This is a genomic window from Bremerella volcania, from assembly GCF_007748115.1.
Taxonomy (GTDB): Bacteria; Planctomycetota; Planctomycetia; order Pirellulales; family Pirellulaceae; genus Bremerella; species Bremerella volcania.
On the sequence record NZ_CP036289.1, the window covers coordinates 1690025 to 1705067 of the forward strand.

13 protein-coding genes are annotated in these 15043 nt (G+C 55.6%); all 13 read left to right on the top strand.

The window, feature by feature from the left end:
* The first annotated feature begins 284 nt into the window (after nt 1-284).
* The 13 genes from Pan97_RS06840 to Pan97_RS06900 all read left to right on the top strand — a co-directional run bounded on the left by Pan97_RS06840 (nt 285) and on the right by Pan97_RS06900 (nt 15034).
* Nucleotides 285-1316, top strand: a complete 1032-nt coding sequence (locus tag Pan97_RS06840) for a hypothetical protein (protein WP_165698643.1) — start codon at nt 285-287, stop codon at nt 1314-1316.
* Nucleotides 1297-2751, top strand: a complete 1455-nt coding sequence (locus Pan97_RS06845) for a hypothetical protein (RefSeq protein WP_144971373.1) — start codon at nt 1297-1299, stop codon at nt 2749-2751. Before Pan97_RS06840 ends, Pan97_RS06845 begins: the two co-directional genes overlap by 20 nt.
* A 186-nt stretch (nt 2752-2937) precedes the next feature.
* Nucleotides 2938-3885: a malate dehydrogenase gene (mdh, locus tag Pan97_RS06850; RefSeq protein WP_144971374.1), complete on the top strand. Its 948-nt coding sequence runs from the start codon at nt 2938-2940 to the stop codon at nt 3883-3885.
* A gap of 336 nt (nt 3886-4221) precedes the next feature.
* Nucleotides 4222-4965 carry an alpha/beta hydrolase gene (locus Pan97_RS06855; protein WP_144971375.1) on the top strand — a complete coding sequence of 248 codons (744 nt, stop codon included), beginning with the start codon at nt 4222-4224 and terminating at the stop codon, nt 4963-4965.
* A 394-nt stretch (nt 4966-5359) separates the two neighbouring features.
* On the top strand, nt 5360-7882 hold the full coding sequence (locus tag Pan97_RS06860) for a tetratricopeptide repeat protein (RefSeq protein WP_144971376.1): 2523 nt from the start codon (nt 5360-5362) through the stop codon (nt 7880-7882).
* 17 nt (nt 7883-7899) lie between these two features.
* Complete coding sequence (locus Pan97_RS06865; protein ID WP_144971377.1) at nt 7900-8358, top strand: flagellar export chaperone FlgN; 459 nt, start codon at nt 7900-7902, stop codon at nt 8356-8358.
* A 46-nt stretch (nt 8359-8404) separates the two neighbouring features.
* Nucleotides 8405-9259, top strand: a complete 855-nt coding sequence (locus Pan97_RS06870) for a sensor histidine kinase (RefSeq protein ID WP_144971378.1) — start codon at nt 8405-8407, stop codon at nt 9257-9259.
* A complete protein-coding gene (locus tag Pan97_RS06875) occupies nt 9256-10668 on the top strand; it encodes a sigma-54-dependent transcriptional regulator (RefSeq protein WP_196782304.1) in 1413 nt (470 codons plus the stop codon). The genes Pan97_RS06870 and Pan97_RS06875 overlap by 4 nt, the downstream gene beginning before the upstream one ends.
* 215 nt (nt 10669-10883) lie before the next feature.
* Nucleotides 10884-11300: a flagellar basal body rod protein FlgB gene (locus Pan97_RS06880; RefSeq protein ID WP_196782305.1), complete on the top strand. Its 417-nt coding sequence runs from the start codon at nt 10884-10886 to the stop codon at nt 11298-11300.
* Nucleotides 11301-11340: 40 nt separating this feature from the next.
* A complete protein-coding gene (gene flgC, locus Pan97_RS06885; protein WP_144971379.1) occupies nt 11341-11763 on the top strand; it encodes a flagellar basal body rod protein FlgC in 423 nt (140 codons plus the stop codon).
* A 19-nt stretch (nt 11764-11782) separates the two neighbouring features.
* A complete protein-coding gene (gene fliE / locus Pan97_RS06890) occupies nt 11783-12085 on the top strand; it encodes a flagellar hook-basal body complex protein FliE (protein ID WP_144971380.1) in 303 nt (100 codons plus the stop codon).
* An 83-nt stretch (nt 12086-12168) separates the two neighbouring features.
* Nucleotides 12169-13839: a hypothetical protein gene (locus tag Pan97_RS06895; protein ID WP_144971381.1), complete on the top strand. Its 1671-nt coding sequence runs from the start codon at nt 12169-12171 to the stop codon at nt 13837-13839.
* A 37-nt stretch (nt 13840-13876) separates the two neighbouring features.
* On the top strand, nt 13877-15034 hold the full coding sequence (locus Pan97_RS06900) for a FliG C-terminal domain-containing protein (RefSeq protein ID WP_144971382.1): 1158 nt from the start codon (nt 13877-13879) through the stop codon (nt 15032-15034).
* Nucleotides 15035-15043 lie beyond the last annotated feature (9 nt).

A 15043-nucleotide genomic window follows, 5' to 3' on the forward strand; every position in this document is an offset into this window, starting at 1 on the left:
AGTTCAGCGAAGGCGCGAGGCAAGGCCTGGATGGCGGCTCGGTTTTTGCCGTGTTGCCGTATCTCTTTTCTGAATCTAGATTTAAGGGAGTGGCCGCTTACTCGCTGATTCGCGGCTGGCAAGTTGCTCACGATCGCTCGGCTAAACGAGTTTCACCGTAGTTGCGTGAGTCACTTCCCGTAGCGCGTATAATTTGAGACATGTCACACGTTACTCCTGAGTCACCAAAATCGGATCGAAAACCTCCGCGAAATTACTTTGCGCGAGGTGAGCAGCTGCGCCTGATGATGCTTGTCGGCTCGTTGGGATTGGTGATCGTTCTCATGATTCGAGCGGCTGACCCTGAGACCTGGCGTTGGATCGCCCCGGATGAAGCGTCGGAAGAAATCGTATCCAATGATCCCGTACGCGTTACCCGAGATCAAATCGAGGTCCCCCGCAGGGCGGTTGCCGGCGATAACGGTACCGAGGGGGAATTTCGGGTCGTCGAGAATCGCCCCCCCGCCACGCCGTATACCCTGGGAGACAAAGGGAAGACCAGTAATGAAGAGGCCCATGACAAGGTTTGGGCAAAACCCGAAGCACTGGCCTTGGTCGAGGATAGCAGTCCATTTCGTGCCGCGGACTTTGAGGCCTGGTCTCAGGTTTTCGACAACATGCGCGAGGCAACGGCCCAGGATTTGTCGGCCCAGCATGCTCCGCTGGTTCAGTTCGGGCAATTGTTTCAACAGTCGAAGCTCTACCGCGGCAAGTTGGTGACCATCCAGGGTACCGTCCGGAGGTGTGTCAAGCTTCCGCCAAATCCGCTCGATGAACGGGCTGGCAACCTGTGGCAGCTATGGGTCTTTTCGGGAGGAGATAATTCACCGATTGTTGTTTACAGTATGAATCTGCCCGAGGGGTTTCCCGTGGGCAACGAGATTCACGAAACGGCCTCGCTACAAGCCGTTTACTTTAAGAAGTGGGTGTATGCCGCCAAAGGTGGTACGATGACGGCCCCCCTTCTTTTGGCAAAAGATGTGAACTGGCAGGCACCGGCCACGATCCAGCATGAGATCACGGGGCTCGAGATTGCCATCGGAACTGGTTGCACGCTACTGGGTGCCGTCGGCGTGGTTGGTTTCATCTGGTGGAATAACCGCAACCGTGACTCCGAGGTTGAAAAGCTGGTACGCAATCGCAATCGAAAGCAGTTTGAGGAAAAAGCGGCTGATATCTCGGTAGGGGTTTCAGTCCGCGACCAACTCGGTGCTTTGTCGGCACAAATGAAGAACCATTCGTCGTCCGAAGAATCTGATGACCCATCTACTGGATAATTTCAACTTGCAATATCTCGCTGTGATTTTGCTGCTCCTATGCGGGAGTGGTTTGCTGAGTGCCCAGGATGCGGGCAACCAATCGCCGATGGCCGAGGGGGAACCTTCCGAAATCGAAGATAACCCGGCCGAGGATCGCGTCCCTGATTTCGACAAAATGTCAGCCCGAGAATTCTTTGAACTGATCGACTTCGGCGACAGTTACCTGCAGATGTTTCTCGACGGCCAGCCGCTGGAGGATAGCGAGCAAGAGGCGATCATTCGTGCGCTCACACGGACGCGGCGTCTTCAGCCACATCGGATAACACGCTGGCTGAAGTTGGAAACACCTTGGGAGGATCTTGAGAAGAATCCCGAGAAGCATCGGCTAGAGGTCTTTTTGCTCACTGGCAATGTCGAAGCCATACGCGAGGTGACGGTGCCGAAAGAAGCGGTCGAAAGTGTGGGATTGTCGAGCTACTACGAAGTGGATGCCATGCTCGATACGCCCAGCGGAACGACGCTCGGCACCATCGTCGTGCAAGACATTCCGCATCCCTGGAAGGTCACGCTCAATCCCGAAAAGAATATCGTGGGAGCACCGATCAGTTGTCCTGGTATTTTTCTCAAGCCATTTAAGACCGATGACAATCGCCAAGGCTTCGTCTTCGCGACTCCCAAGATTTCGTGGCATCCCAAGGAGCCCAATCATGATCTGGGCGTGACGGCCGATCAGGTTCGATTGGCGGAGCAGGGGATGGACATCGGAGAGCTTTCCCACATCAAAGATCGCGTCAAGTTCGAAGGGCTCGAACGCGAGCCGTTCTATCAGATGATGGCCGCCGTCAAGCGTATTCCGCTTGATCAGCAAACGGCCATGTCGGATCAAATCGTTTCGCAGTACCTGACCGAGCCTCAAGAGGGCTTGATGGTTGCCCCACAGAAATACCGCGCCCGATTCATGCGGCTTACCGGGCTTTGCCGTCGCATCACCAAGATTGAAGTCGATGACGAAGATATCCAGCAGCGGCTGGGCATCGACCATTACTACGAACTAGCGGTCTTCGTACCCATCGCCAATCCGATCGTATCGCAGCGCGCCGGAGACGAGTCGACGCGAAAGCAGTTCACAGGCGATTATCCCGTGCTCGTTTGTGTGCCTGAGCTTCCCCCTGGGCTATCCGTGGGAAAGGACCTGCATCAGTCGGTTGCCGTGACTGGGCCTTTCTTCAAGCTTTGGGCCTATCGTTCACCGTTTATGTCTCAGGAAGACTTCACCCGACGGCAGATCAGCCCGCTGTTTATTGCGGCAAACGTTGAAAAATATGCGGCTCCCAGTAACCCCGAGACGAACCAATTCGTACTTGCCATGTTGGTAGTTTTGGGCGTCGTGGCTGGGGTGGGGATTGCGTTTGGCGTTGTGTTCTCTCGTAAACCGGCTTCTCGCCGACGTTAAATCGTGACGAACCTTCTGGAAGATCGGCGTTCGGCCGTCAAGCCCTCTTGATAATCACTGGCGGCGCGCCCATATTCAGCTTCAGACTCGCCTTGCATCGCTTAACAGCTTCAGGCAATTCACTTTGCGGACATGTCTTCAACCATTAACCCCAGCCGTAGCTGGGCTTTTGAGGAGAACTTTCTCATGAAACGAGCCAAGATCACGATTGTCGGTGCCGGTAACGTGGGGGCCACTTGTGCTCACTGGTGTGCGGCTGCCGAACTGGGTGACGTTGTGCTGCTGGACATTCCGCAAACCGAGGACATGCCCAAGGGCAAGGCTCTCGACCTGATGCAGGCCTCGCCGATCGTCGGCTTCGACAGCAACATCGTCGGTACCACCGACTACGCGGACACCAAGGACAGCGATGTTGTCGTCATCACCGCCGGTATTCCTCGTAAGCCAGGCATGAGCCGTGACGACCTGTTGGCGACCAACGCCAAGATCGTTACCGCCGTGACCGAACAAATCAAAACGACCAGTCCCAACTGTGCGATCATCGTGGTCAGCAACCCACTGGATGCCATGGTTCAACAGGCCCAGAAGGTCAGCGGTTTCCCTGCCAATCGCGTGATGGGACAAGCCGGCGTCTTGGATACGGCCCGCTACCGCACGTTCATCGCCATGGAACTTGGCGTGAGTGTCGAAGACGTTTCCGCCATGCTGATGGGTGGTCACGGCGATACGATGGTGCCGATGCCGTCGTGTACTTCGGTGGGTGGCATTCCCGTGACTCGCTTGATGGACGAAAAGCGTCTGGAAGAAATCGTCGATCGCGCTCGTAAGGGTGGTGCCGAGATCGTGGGCTTGCTTAAGACGGGTAGTGCCTACTACGCACCAGCGGCTGCCACGGCTCAAATGGTCGAAGCAATCGTGCGCGATAAGAAGCGTTTGATTCCTTGTGCCGCTTACTGCGATAAGGAATACGGCGTGGGTGGCTACTACGTTGGCGTGCCTGTCATCCTCGGTTCCGACGGAGTTGAGAAAGTCGTCGAACTCGATCTGACCGAACAGGAAAAGTCGGACTTCCAAAAGAGCGTCGACGCGGTCAAGGGATTGGTCGAAGCCATGGACAAACTTTTAGCTTCGTAGGCGAAAGTTTGTTCGACCAGGGAAACGCGTCGGTGACGGACGAATCATGGTCCATGCATATCCTGGACCATGATTTTCGCAAAGAAAATTTAGGAATCGTCGGTCTCGCTAGCAAGATTGTTTCCCTCAGTCATTCGTGTTTCAATGCTTGTTCCAACGGGGCGACAAGGAAGTCGCGCAGGACGCTAGAAAACGATTTCTCAGCGTTGGCATTACTCAAGTGAAGTAGCTCAGTCAAAAAGATGGTGAGGCTGATCTTGACCCATTTGGCGAACATCGCCACATTTGGGCTTCACTCTCCGAACAACCAACACCGAGAGTCCGCAGAACGTCTTCATGAAACGTTTAGACACGCCAGCGCTTCCAACGAACCATTCGTCCAATCTGAGCGTCCAGCAGAGCAAGGTTTACGAATTTCGCATCCGGCGAGATTCCAACCAGAGTTGCCCGCTGGAGTTGTTCACCCCGCTGCATTACGAACCAGGCTACGCGTATCCGCTGATCGTCTGGTTGCACGGGGCGTTTGATAACGAGTCCCAGTTGCGGCGAATCATGCCCCTGACCAGTACTCGCAATTTTGTTGCGGTTGGTCCTCGTGGTACACGTCGTCACACGCGTGATACCGGCAGCGAGCTTGCCAGCTACTACTGGTCACAAGATGAGGTCAACATCGATGCTGCCTCGCGTCGCGTAGAAATGGCGATCGAGTCGGCATCGGATCAATTCAACATTCATCGTCGCCGTGTTTTTCTGGCTGGCTACCAGGATGGTGCGACGATGGCTTTGCGTTTGGCTCTGCAAAATCCTGGTGACTACGCTGGGGTGATCTCGATCAATGGTCCTTTTCCCAGTGGGTACGCCCCACTGCGAAACTTGGGCCTGTGCGAGCAACTTCCCATTTTGTTGATGCACTGCCACGAAAGCACCTACTACACCGAACAGCAGCTTTGCGGAGACATTCGTCTTGGCCACAGTGCCGGGCTGAAGATGGATGTCCGTGAATATCTCTGCGGCGATGGCATCATGACCGACATGCTAGAAGACATGAACGGTTGGGTCATGGGCCAGGTCTTGAAGTAACGCTCCCGGAGTTGGCGTTAGTCCTTCCTTGATAGCACTGGAAAACCCTCGCCTCGGCGAGGGTTTTTCTTTGTCGTTCTATTCTTCTAGCAAGCTTTTTCTGCGTAAAAGATTATCGACCTCATTGCTAATTTCACATGCCGGCAATGCTGGCACTTTATTGGATTTGGGACGCCGGCCGGGGATTCAATCGCCCGTGCCAGGACTTCTTAGCGATCCTGTCTTGACCTGTTTCGCGGCATTTCTGTACATATCGTCCCGCGAAAATCCGTGCGCCTGCGTGCGCTCGCGTTGAATCGCGACTTGATTTGAATCATCGCGTGGAAAGTTGATTGCGAAGCTTCCCGGTTTCGATATCGGCTTGAGCCACAGAGGAACTTGAGAACAATTTTCGATGTCGACCGCAACTGGCCAAAACGACGCTCCTGAATCGACCGAGGGGACGACACCTCGCGGTAGTTTCACGGACATGCTGGGCAATCGGATCTTTCTGATTGTTGGCGCGGTCGTTGTGGCTGGACTTGTTTCCGGGATCTCTTGGGTGATCTTGCATGGCGGCGACGGCGAAGACCAATCCTTGGCCGCGGCGATCGATGCTTACGAAAAGGGAGAAGTCACCAAGGCCCGCGACATTGCTCGCACCCATGTCGACGACCTCCGCGTCGAACCTCCCTATCAAGGCGCCGCGTCGTTTCTGCTGGGCATGATTCTGCATGACGAAGCCAAGGGTTTTCTGAATCCTAAAGACCGCGAGACGGTCTATCGCGTCGCCGTTCAGCATTTGGAAACGGCCCGCGAGCGAGGATTTCCGCCTGAGTACGAGATCCGCGGCGAGTACTTGCTTGGCATCAGCCAGATGGAATCGAAGCAGTACGAAAAGGCCATTAAGTCCCTAACGAAAATTTACGCTGATTACCCTTTGCATCAGCTTGAAATCGAAAACGCTTTGGCGGACTGCTACTTGGCGATCCGGCCCACTACCCCCAAGAATCTTGAGCAAGCTTTGAAGTGGAGCCGACTGTACGATGACCATCCGGTGCTCACCCCAGATCAAAAGTCAGAATCCCTCATTCGCTTGGCGCATATCCAATACGAACTGGGACAACTAGACGAAACGTTGGAGACGATTCTCGAAATTCCTCCTACTTCGCCAAGCTATGTCGATGGCGTGATTGTGCAAGGATTGGTTGCTCGTCGTCGGTATGAAGAGCATCTGGCAGCCGGGGAAAAGGAACAGGCCCAAGACTCGCTCAACACGGCTATTCGCATGTTCCGCAACGCGGCTGGAAATCAGTTAGTTGCCGCGGACTCGACCCGCAAGGCTTCGTATCTGTTAGCAGTCATGCTGCGGGCCAACGAGCAGTTGGATGAAGCCAAGGAGCAGGCTTCGCGGACGCGAAAGATTTACTATCGAACACCAGAAAGCGTTGCCGCCGGGCTGGAAGAAGCCGAACTGCTTCGTGCCGATAACAAGGATGAAGAAGCAGTCGAGATCTATCGGCGAGCACTACGCGAAGCAACGCTCAGCGGCCAGTACGAAAACCCATGGGTGGACGAGGTCGAGTTTCGTCAACGAGTGACCCGAGCGATTGATGCCTGGAAGTCAGCCGAGAAGTTCGCTCCGGCGGTCGAGGTCGCTCAGGCACTACGTCCCTTATTTCCTGCCGATCAGGCCCTCCAGATAGAAGCCGACGTGCAGCATGCTTGGGGGGAATACCTCGAGCATCAGGCCGACAAGGTCCCTTTCAATGAATCGCTCGACATGCGTAAGAAGTCACGCTTTCGCTTTCGCAGTGCCGGCAAGGTTTACCTCGACCTGGCCGAGCATCGTTTCGCAACGGCCGAATATACGAATGACCTCTGGAACAGCGCTTCTGCCTACCTGCGTGGGCAGGACTTCAGCAAAGCCGTCGAGATTCTTGCTGAATACCAACGCTACGAAACGCGCGAACATCAGCCTCGTGCGCTGGTTGCCACAGCTCGGGCATTGATCGCACTTGATCGCGCTGAAGATGCCTTGGATCCGATCAACGAGTGCCTGGAGTTCTATCCGAAAGATCCATCGACTTACGAGGCACGCGTGCTTGGCGGCGAAGCCTACATGGAACTAGGCAAGCTGGCCGAGGCAAAAAGCGTACTCACGGCGAACCTGGATGATGGTCGCCTTGAACCCCGCAGCCGTGAATGGCAAGACTCGCTGTTTGCCCTCGGGCAGGTGCTGCACTTGGAAGGCGAGATGTTCGAGGCCCAGGCCCGCGTCAAAGGTGCCCTGGAAGCCCCGGAAAGCATTCCTCGCGAGGCGTTTCAGTTCCTGGAACAGAGCAACGAAAGCTACAAGGGTGCGATCAAGTACCTGCATGCGGCCGTGCGTCGTTATCCGGATGACCCTCGTTCCATCAGTGCTCGCTACCTGATTGCCGAGTGCCATCGACGCTCGTCGATGCTTCCCAAAAAGAAGTTCCGTTTGGTGAACATCGAAACGCAGCGGATCAAGTTCGATAAGGAAGTGAAAGATCACCTCGAAAGCGCGATTGATATCTACAACGACCTGGAATATGAACTGACGACCAAGCTCGAAATGCAGGCCGACCTCCATCCGGTCGAGGCGAAGATTTTGCGGAATTGCTACTTCGCCCAGGGTGCGGCCATGTTCGAGTTAGCGCGCTACAAGGATGCGATTGAAGCCTATTCGACGGCTTCCAATCGCTATCAAACGGAAGCCGTCTCGCTGGAAGCATTCGTTCAGATTGCTCACTGTTACCGGTATATGAACCTGTCTGCCGAAGCCCGGGGGACGGTCGAACAAGCCAAGATTGTGCTGTCTCGCCTAGCCGAAGGAATCGATTTCTCGGAGACGACCCACGGTTCGCGAGATGACTGGCGAAACTACCTCGATTGGTTAGGGGCCACCCTTTAACTGGAAAGCTGATTTGTATGCCTTGCGTTGAGGAAACCGATCAACTGGTTCAGCTCATTGATCAGAAGCACGAAGTGCTGACGCAATTGCTGACCCTTTCGCAATACCAACTGAGATTGGCCGGACACAGCGACTACATCGACGACCTGATGCGCGTGCTGGCTGCCAAGCAAACATTGATTGAACGTTTAACCCGTATCGATCGCACCATGGATCCGTTTCGCCAGCAAAACCCGGATGCGCGTGTTTGGCGAAGTGCCAGTGAACGCACCCAATGTTCGCAAAAGGCTCAGCAGTGCGAAGTGCTGCTGACCGAATTAAAGCAGTTGGAACAGAAGAGCACCGAGATCGTCACCACGCACCGCGATGAAATCGCCAAACTGTTGCAAGAGACGCACACCTCCGCTGATTCCGCTTCGGCGTACAACGACATGAACATGCCCACAAGTCGCGGCTTCGATTTAACCGCCGAGTAAGAAAGGTCCGCTTAAAAACATGACCTCTCCCAACAAAGAACCGAAGATGTCTGAAAACAACCGCCTCTGGAATCTCTCTGGCAGTGACGAGTCGATCGATCTGCGCGAACTGCTTTCGTGTTGGGACAAAGCGACGGCCCGGCTGCAGGAGACGCACGAGTCGCTTCGCAAAGAAGTGACGCGGTTGACCGACGAGTTGGAAGTCAAGAATCGCGAGCTGGCACGTAAGAATCGTCTGGCCGATCTTGGCCTGGTCGCATCGCACATTGCCCATGAAGTCCGCAACGGCCTGATGCCGCTAACGCTTTACACAGGGCTACTCAGGCGGAAAGTCGATGGCGATCCGGATACCAAGCGGATTGTCGATAAGATCGAGTCGGGACTGACCGTTCTCAATACGACCGTCGATGACTTGCTGCACTTCACGGCCGATCGCCAACCGAACCAAGCCTACGTGCCGACTTCAAGAATGATCCGAGAGATCTGTGAAGACCTGACGCCACAATTTCAAGCTCAGAACGTGCAAGTGCGTCTCGACCTGACCGAGCAAGAGATGCTGCTGGCCGACAAAGACATGCTCAAGCGAGCATTCCTGAATTTGATTCTCAATGCCCTGGATGTGATGCCTAGCGGCGGCATCCTGACCGTCACCTCTCAGGTCAACTTTGGTCACCTGGAAATCGAGTTTGCGGATACCGGTTGTGGAATTACCCACACCGATGTCCGACGCATCTTCGATCCGTTTTATAGCACCAAGAGCACCGGAACCGGTCTCGGCCTGGCAATCGTCCAGCGAGTCGTGGAAGTCCACCAGGGGCAAGTCACTGCGATGAACTGCCCCGACTTTGGAGCCGCATTTACGCTCATGTTCCCGATGAAATCCCTGAAGGCAGCTGCATGATCGACGCCATGAAAAAGACCTCTCCCAGTCATTCCGTGTTAATCGTCGACGACAACCCGCACTCACGCGAGAGCCTGTGTGATGCCGTTTCGATGATCGGCTATCAAACGGCTAGCTGCGGCAGCGGGCGCGAGGCGCTCGAGCGGCTCGCCAAACAGTCGTTCGACGTCGTGGTGACCGACCTGCAGATGCCTGGCATGGATGGGCTGCAACTGGTGCGGGAAGTCCGCGCCAAGCATGAGAAGACACAACTGGTGATGGTCACCGCCCACGGAAGCATTCATACGGCGGTCGATGCGATGCGGTTCGGTGCGCTCGATTACCTGGAAAAGCCGGTCCAGGTCGAATCGCTCGAATCGGCGATTCAGCGAGCCATCGAGTCGACCAGCCGCGGCGATCGTGCGACCGCGATTCCACCGGGTGGCGATAGCGATTCGGTCGTGATGATCGGCGATAGCTCGGCCATGCAGACCTTGCGTCAGCGGATCGCACTAGTGGCACCGACGGACGAAACGATTCTGATCACCGGTGAAAGTGGCACCGGCAAGGAACTGGTTGCCCGGTCGATTCATCAAGCCAGCCGTCGTCGCGCCCAGGCGATGATCAGCCTGAATTGCCCAGTTCTTTCGGCTCACCTGATGGAAAGCGAATTGTTCGGCCACGAACGAGGTGCGTTTACCAGTGCCGATCACGCCCGGATCGGTCGTTTTGAGCTGGCCGACAAGGGAACGATTTTGCTCGACGAAATCACCGAGATCGATCTGCCGCTGCAGGCCAAGCTGCTTCGCGTGCTGCAGGAAAAACGATTCGAGAAGGTAGGCAGCAGTGCGACAGTGGAAGCCGACGTACGGGTGCTGGCAACTTCCAACCGCGATCTGCTGGCCGAAGTCGCGGCCGGTCGTTTTCGCCAAGACCTTTATTACCGGTTAAACGTCGTCCCGATTGAGCTTCCGCCACTTCGTAGTCGCACCGAAGACATCCCGGTGTTGGTCGATTACTTCCTCAACGCGGCGGTGGTTCGTGTGGGGCGTGAGATGCTAACGGTTGCGGATTCGGCGATGGAGTTGCTGCAAAGTCATCCCTGGCCCGGCAATGTTCGCGAGTTGGAGAACATCATCACGCGAGCCGCTCTACTGACGATCGGCCACGATCTGACCCCCGAACAGATTCGACCTTGGCTTAGCGAGAACAACCAGGAATCGATTTCGCTCCAGTCGACCGGCAACGTTTCCGTCGTCGGCATGCGTCTGGAAGACATGGAACGACAACTGATCGAACAAACGCTCGAGCACTATGAAGGGCATCGCGAAAAGACCGCGACGGCTCTGGGGATTAGTGTGCGGACGTTGAGTAACAAACTGCGAAGCTACGGCCTGGCACCCCGGGCCCGTACTTTCGCTCATGTTTAAGGAACGTGTGTTGGGTGTGCTATCAGCAAAACATTCCGGAAATGGATCGGCAACAATTGCCGGTTTTCACTTCCGAAACTTGGCCCTGGAAGTGGCTTGCCGCAAGATTTGCCGAAGCAGGCAAACTTTGCGGGCACGCAGGCCGTGACCAACGTCAGCAGGCTTAGATCGGCACACCCTTTGCAATACACCAGGCGACAAGCGTAAGGAAGCCCATGATGGAAAACTCGATCTTCAACGCGAATACCGTTCCTGTTCTCGAACAGGTCGTCAACTTCGCGCAGAAGCGTCACTCCATTTTAGCGACCAACATCGCCAACCAGCGCGTACCCGGTTACAAGGGACGCGACCTGAACGTCGATCGCTTTCACGAAGTGCTTTCCGAGGCGATCGAGCGAAAAAACAACCCCAACGAACCCATCTCGCAGGGGCTCGTCCACACCAAGGACGGCGACCCAATGCGGGAGGTGAAGGATTCGCTCAACGGCATTTTGTTTCACGACGAGAGCAACCTCGACATCGAAAAGCAGGTCGCCGAGCTGTCCAAGAACCAGACGATGCACAACACGGCCTTGGCGATCATGGAAAGCCAGTTTCGTTTGTTGGGCGTCGCCATTAGTGAACGCGTTTAACCCCCCAACGGATTTTACTTAGTCAGGAAAGGACGTCCTCATGATCTCCGCATTGGATATCAGCACCAGTGGGCTCATCGCACAACGCGAACGCCTGACCACGATTTCGCAGAATATTGCGAATATGTCCTCACTACGTGACGCCAACGGCCGCATTGGTCCTTACAAGGCCAAGCACGTCATCCTGGAAACCGACCACGAGTTGGCAACTTCCAGCGGCGCTGCTGGGGTGAAAGTTGCCGAGGTTCGTGAAGACGATGTCGAGCCGAAGCGACGCTGGCAGCCTGATCATCCCTTGGCCATCCAAGATGGCAAATGGAAAGGGTATGTCGAGTATCCCAACGTCGACATGACGGAACAATTTGTCGATGCGTTGGAGGCAAGCCGAGCCTACGAATCGAACGTGGGTGTGATTGAAATGACCAAGAACATGACGAGCCAAACGCTCCGTATTTTGGCGTAATTGATGGAACTTCCCCCCGATGGCATCCATTAACGCAATTCAACAGCAACTGAACATCCCTCAGACCCCCAATCCCTTGCCAGGCAAGCCGGAGAATGGGCCAGAGTCGTTCGGCAAATTCCTGCTCGAAGGAATTCAGGAAGTAAACCAGATGCAACAGGATGCCGACCGTGCGGTCGAGTCCCTGTTCACCGGCGGCGATGTTAACCCGGCCGAGGTGTTGACCGCCGTTCAGAAAGCCGACATGTCCTTCAAAATGATGCTGCAGGTGCGCAACAAGATGATGCAAGCCTACGCCGAAGTGAAAGATATTCGCGTTTAAGAGAGATATCGTAGCAGCCGAAGGATTTGGCGGTTACCTAGTAAAACTAATCCACACGATTCCGCAGCTTGAAGGGTCCACGGATGGACTTTTTGAACAAAGCGTTTGAACAAGTCAAAGACCTGTTTGTCTCGATGACACCCGGTTCCCGGATCATCGCAGGCCTATTGGTCATTGCCATTGTTACGAGTGTCGCTTTTCTGTTTCAAAGCAACATGTTCCAGAAGGACGTCCCGATTTTGTCGGGCGCTCCGATCGCTCCGGCCGATCAAAAGGCCATTCTTGCCGCGTTCGCTTCTGAAGCACTCGACGACTACGAGGTAATCGGCAGCCAGATCTATGTGCCGCGTAGCCGCCGTGTCGATTACATCGCCGCATTGGTCAAGAACAACGCCATTCCACCTGACTTCCACGACAGCATGACAGATGCCATCGGACAGGCCAGTCCGTTTGAATCGGAAGCCCATCGTGCCGACCGGCAGAAGGTTGCCCGGGAAAAGGAGATGGCGCTTGTGCTGCGTAACATGCGCGGTATCGAGTACGCCTCGGTGCAGTACGACATCGAGGACAAAGGGGGCTTTCCTCGCAAGAAGGTATACACGGCTTCGGTGGTGGTGCGTCCCAGCGGTTCGGAAGAGATCGACCCCAAGACGGTCAAAAGCGTTCAAAACTACGTCGCTCACTCGATTGCCGGTCTCGATGCCGAACATGTTTCCGTGACCGACTTGAATACGCGGAAGACTTTCAGCGGAGCGGACAACGATTTGGCTTCGGTCCATGACGATCCCTACGCGGCCCGGAAGAAATGGTTCGAGGAACACTGGACCGAAACGATCGACAACGCCCTGCGATTCATCAGCGGCAGCAACGTGACGGTGAACGTCGAACTCGACCCTGAGATGAACCGCATCGAGAAGGGGATCAAGTACGATCCACGGCCGACGCCGTTGGCTTCAACCGCCGAGAAGTCGTCGGAAGTCAAGCGAACGCCCTCGAACGCCGGTCAACCAGGCTTGGAACGTCAGGGCCCGAACCAACCCACTTCCGTCAGCAGCCCCCCAATGACCGAGCAAACCTCGGAATCGAATCGTGAAGAGACGCTTGCCGTTACCAATCAGGACTACACCCAAAAGCAGCTGGCATCGCTTACGCCGAAGCGAGTTACCGTTTCGGTCAGCATTCCCAGTCAGTATTACGTCGACGTCTGGAATTCGCGTAACCCAACCCCCGCCGGTCAGCAGCCCAAGACGCCTGATCCAGGCGAACTGAAGAAGATCGAAGACGAAACCAAAAAGACGGTGGAAACGACCGTAGTGACGCTACTGCCGGAGCAAGCCAAGGGGGACGATCCCTATCCGCAGGTTTACGTCTGGACGGCTCCCCAGCTTCCAGAGACCCCAACCCCGGAGCCTGCCGTTGCCGATACGGCCATGGCTTGGGTAGCGACCAATTGGCAAACCATGGCCACGATTGGCTTCGCCGTTGTGGGCCTGTTCATGCTCCGTAGCATGCTTAAGAGCGGCGCCGGTGCTCCGGATCAGGCCGAGGCCTTCAAGCTCGAAGATCCCGCCGCGGCTCAAGCCAAAGTCGAGAAGAAAGAAGAGCAGCCAGAAGGATCGATGCAAGGTCTTTTGAAGAAACGCTTCGCCCAAGGCGGCGGTCCGAACTTAAAGAACGAACTGGCCGACATGGTTCGCGAAGATCCCGATACGGCTTTGGGAATTTTGCAAACCTGGATCGGAAGTCCCAACTAAGTGCCCCCAAGGTTGTCGCACTTTTTAGAGAAACATCATGAGCACTTCCCCTGAAACAATCCGCAAAGCAGCCATCGTCATTGCCAGCTTGGATGAAGCCTCGGCCGATAAGCTTCTCGATAGCATACCGGAAGAGGTCGCTTCCCAGATTCGTTGGATGTCGATCGAGTTGGATAACGTAACGGACGAAGAGCGGCGGACCGTTCTCGATGAGTTTCTGCGTAATTCGGGGCGACCGTTGCCTGCCGATGATCCTGGCGTCGAGTTGGAGTTCACATACGAAGAACCATTGCATATGGCTACCGTCGAAACGTCCGCACCCACTCCGCCGCCATTTGCCTTCTTGAACGACGCCCCGAGCGAGATGCTGGCACCCTTTTTCGAACAAGAGCATCCGCAGGTTACGGCCGTCGTGATGAGCTATCTTCGTCCCGAGCGGGCCTCGGAGATCCTGCGACAGCTGCCTGCTCGACTCCAAGCCGACGTCGTCCATCGCATCACGCAGCTCGACGAGCCTTCGCAAGAGATTGTGGCCGACATCGAATCGCGCATCAAGCAGATCGTTTCACGTCAGGTGTTGGCATTCGAACGCCGCCGACTTGGAATGGCTGCAGCCCAGGCAATCCTGAAGGCCTCGTCTGGCGATCAAGCCGAACAACTACTCGCCGAGCTTCGCAGCCGAGGCTCGCAGCTTCCGGGTGAATTGGAGGCAATGAAGGAGATCGAAGTCGAACGGCTAGTCTCTAAAAAGCCAATGCCCCAGCCGACAGCGATTCCGTTCTCACCTGTCCCGGCTAAACCAGAGCCGAAAATGGAGCCCAAGATTGAACCGATCGAGGAAGCGCCTAAACTTGCTCCCAAGAAAGAAACAACCCCGCAAGAATGGCCGCAGCCCAAGTTTCCCTTCGAACGCTTTGCCGTGCTGGATGATGCTTCGCTCGCCAAGGTGCTGCATCAAGCCGGTCCCAAGGTCGTGCTGTTGGCGTTGTGTGGTGCCTCGCCGGCGGTGATGAAGCGGATCTCACGCGGGCTTGGGGCAGGGGACGTGAAACTGCTTGAACGGAAGATTCGTGAAATGCAACCGGTGCTGTTGGCCGATATCGACCACGCGAAACGACAGATGTGCCTGGCAGCGGATTCGTTGCTTGTGGCTTCCCAGGCTCACCCCACGAGCCACCTTCAGGCAGCCGCATAAGGAGAACGC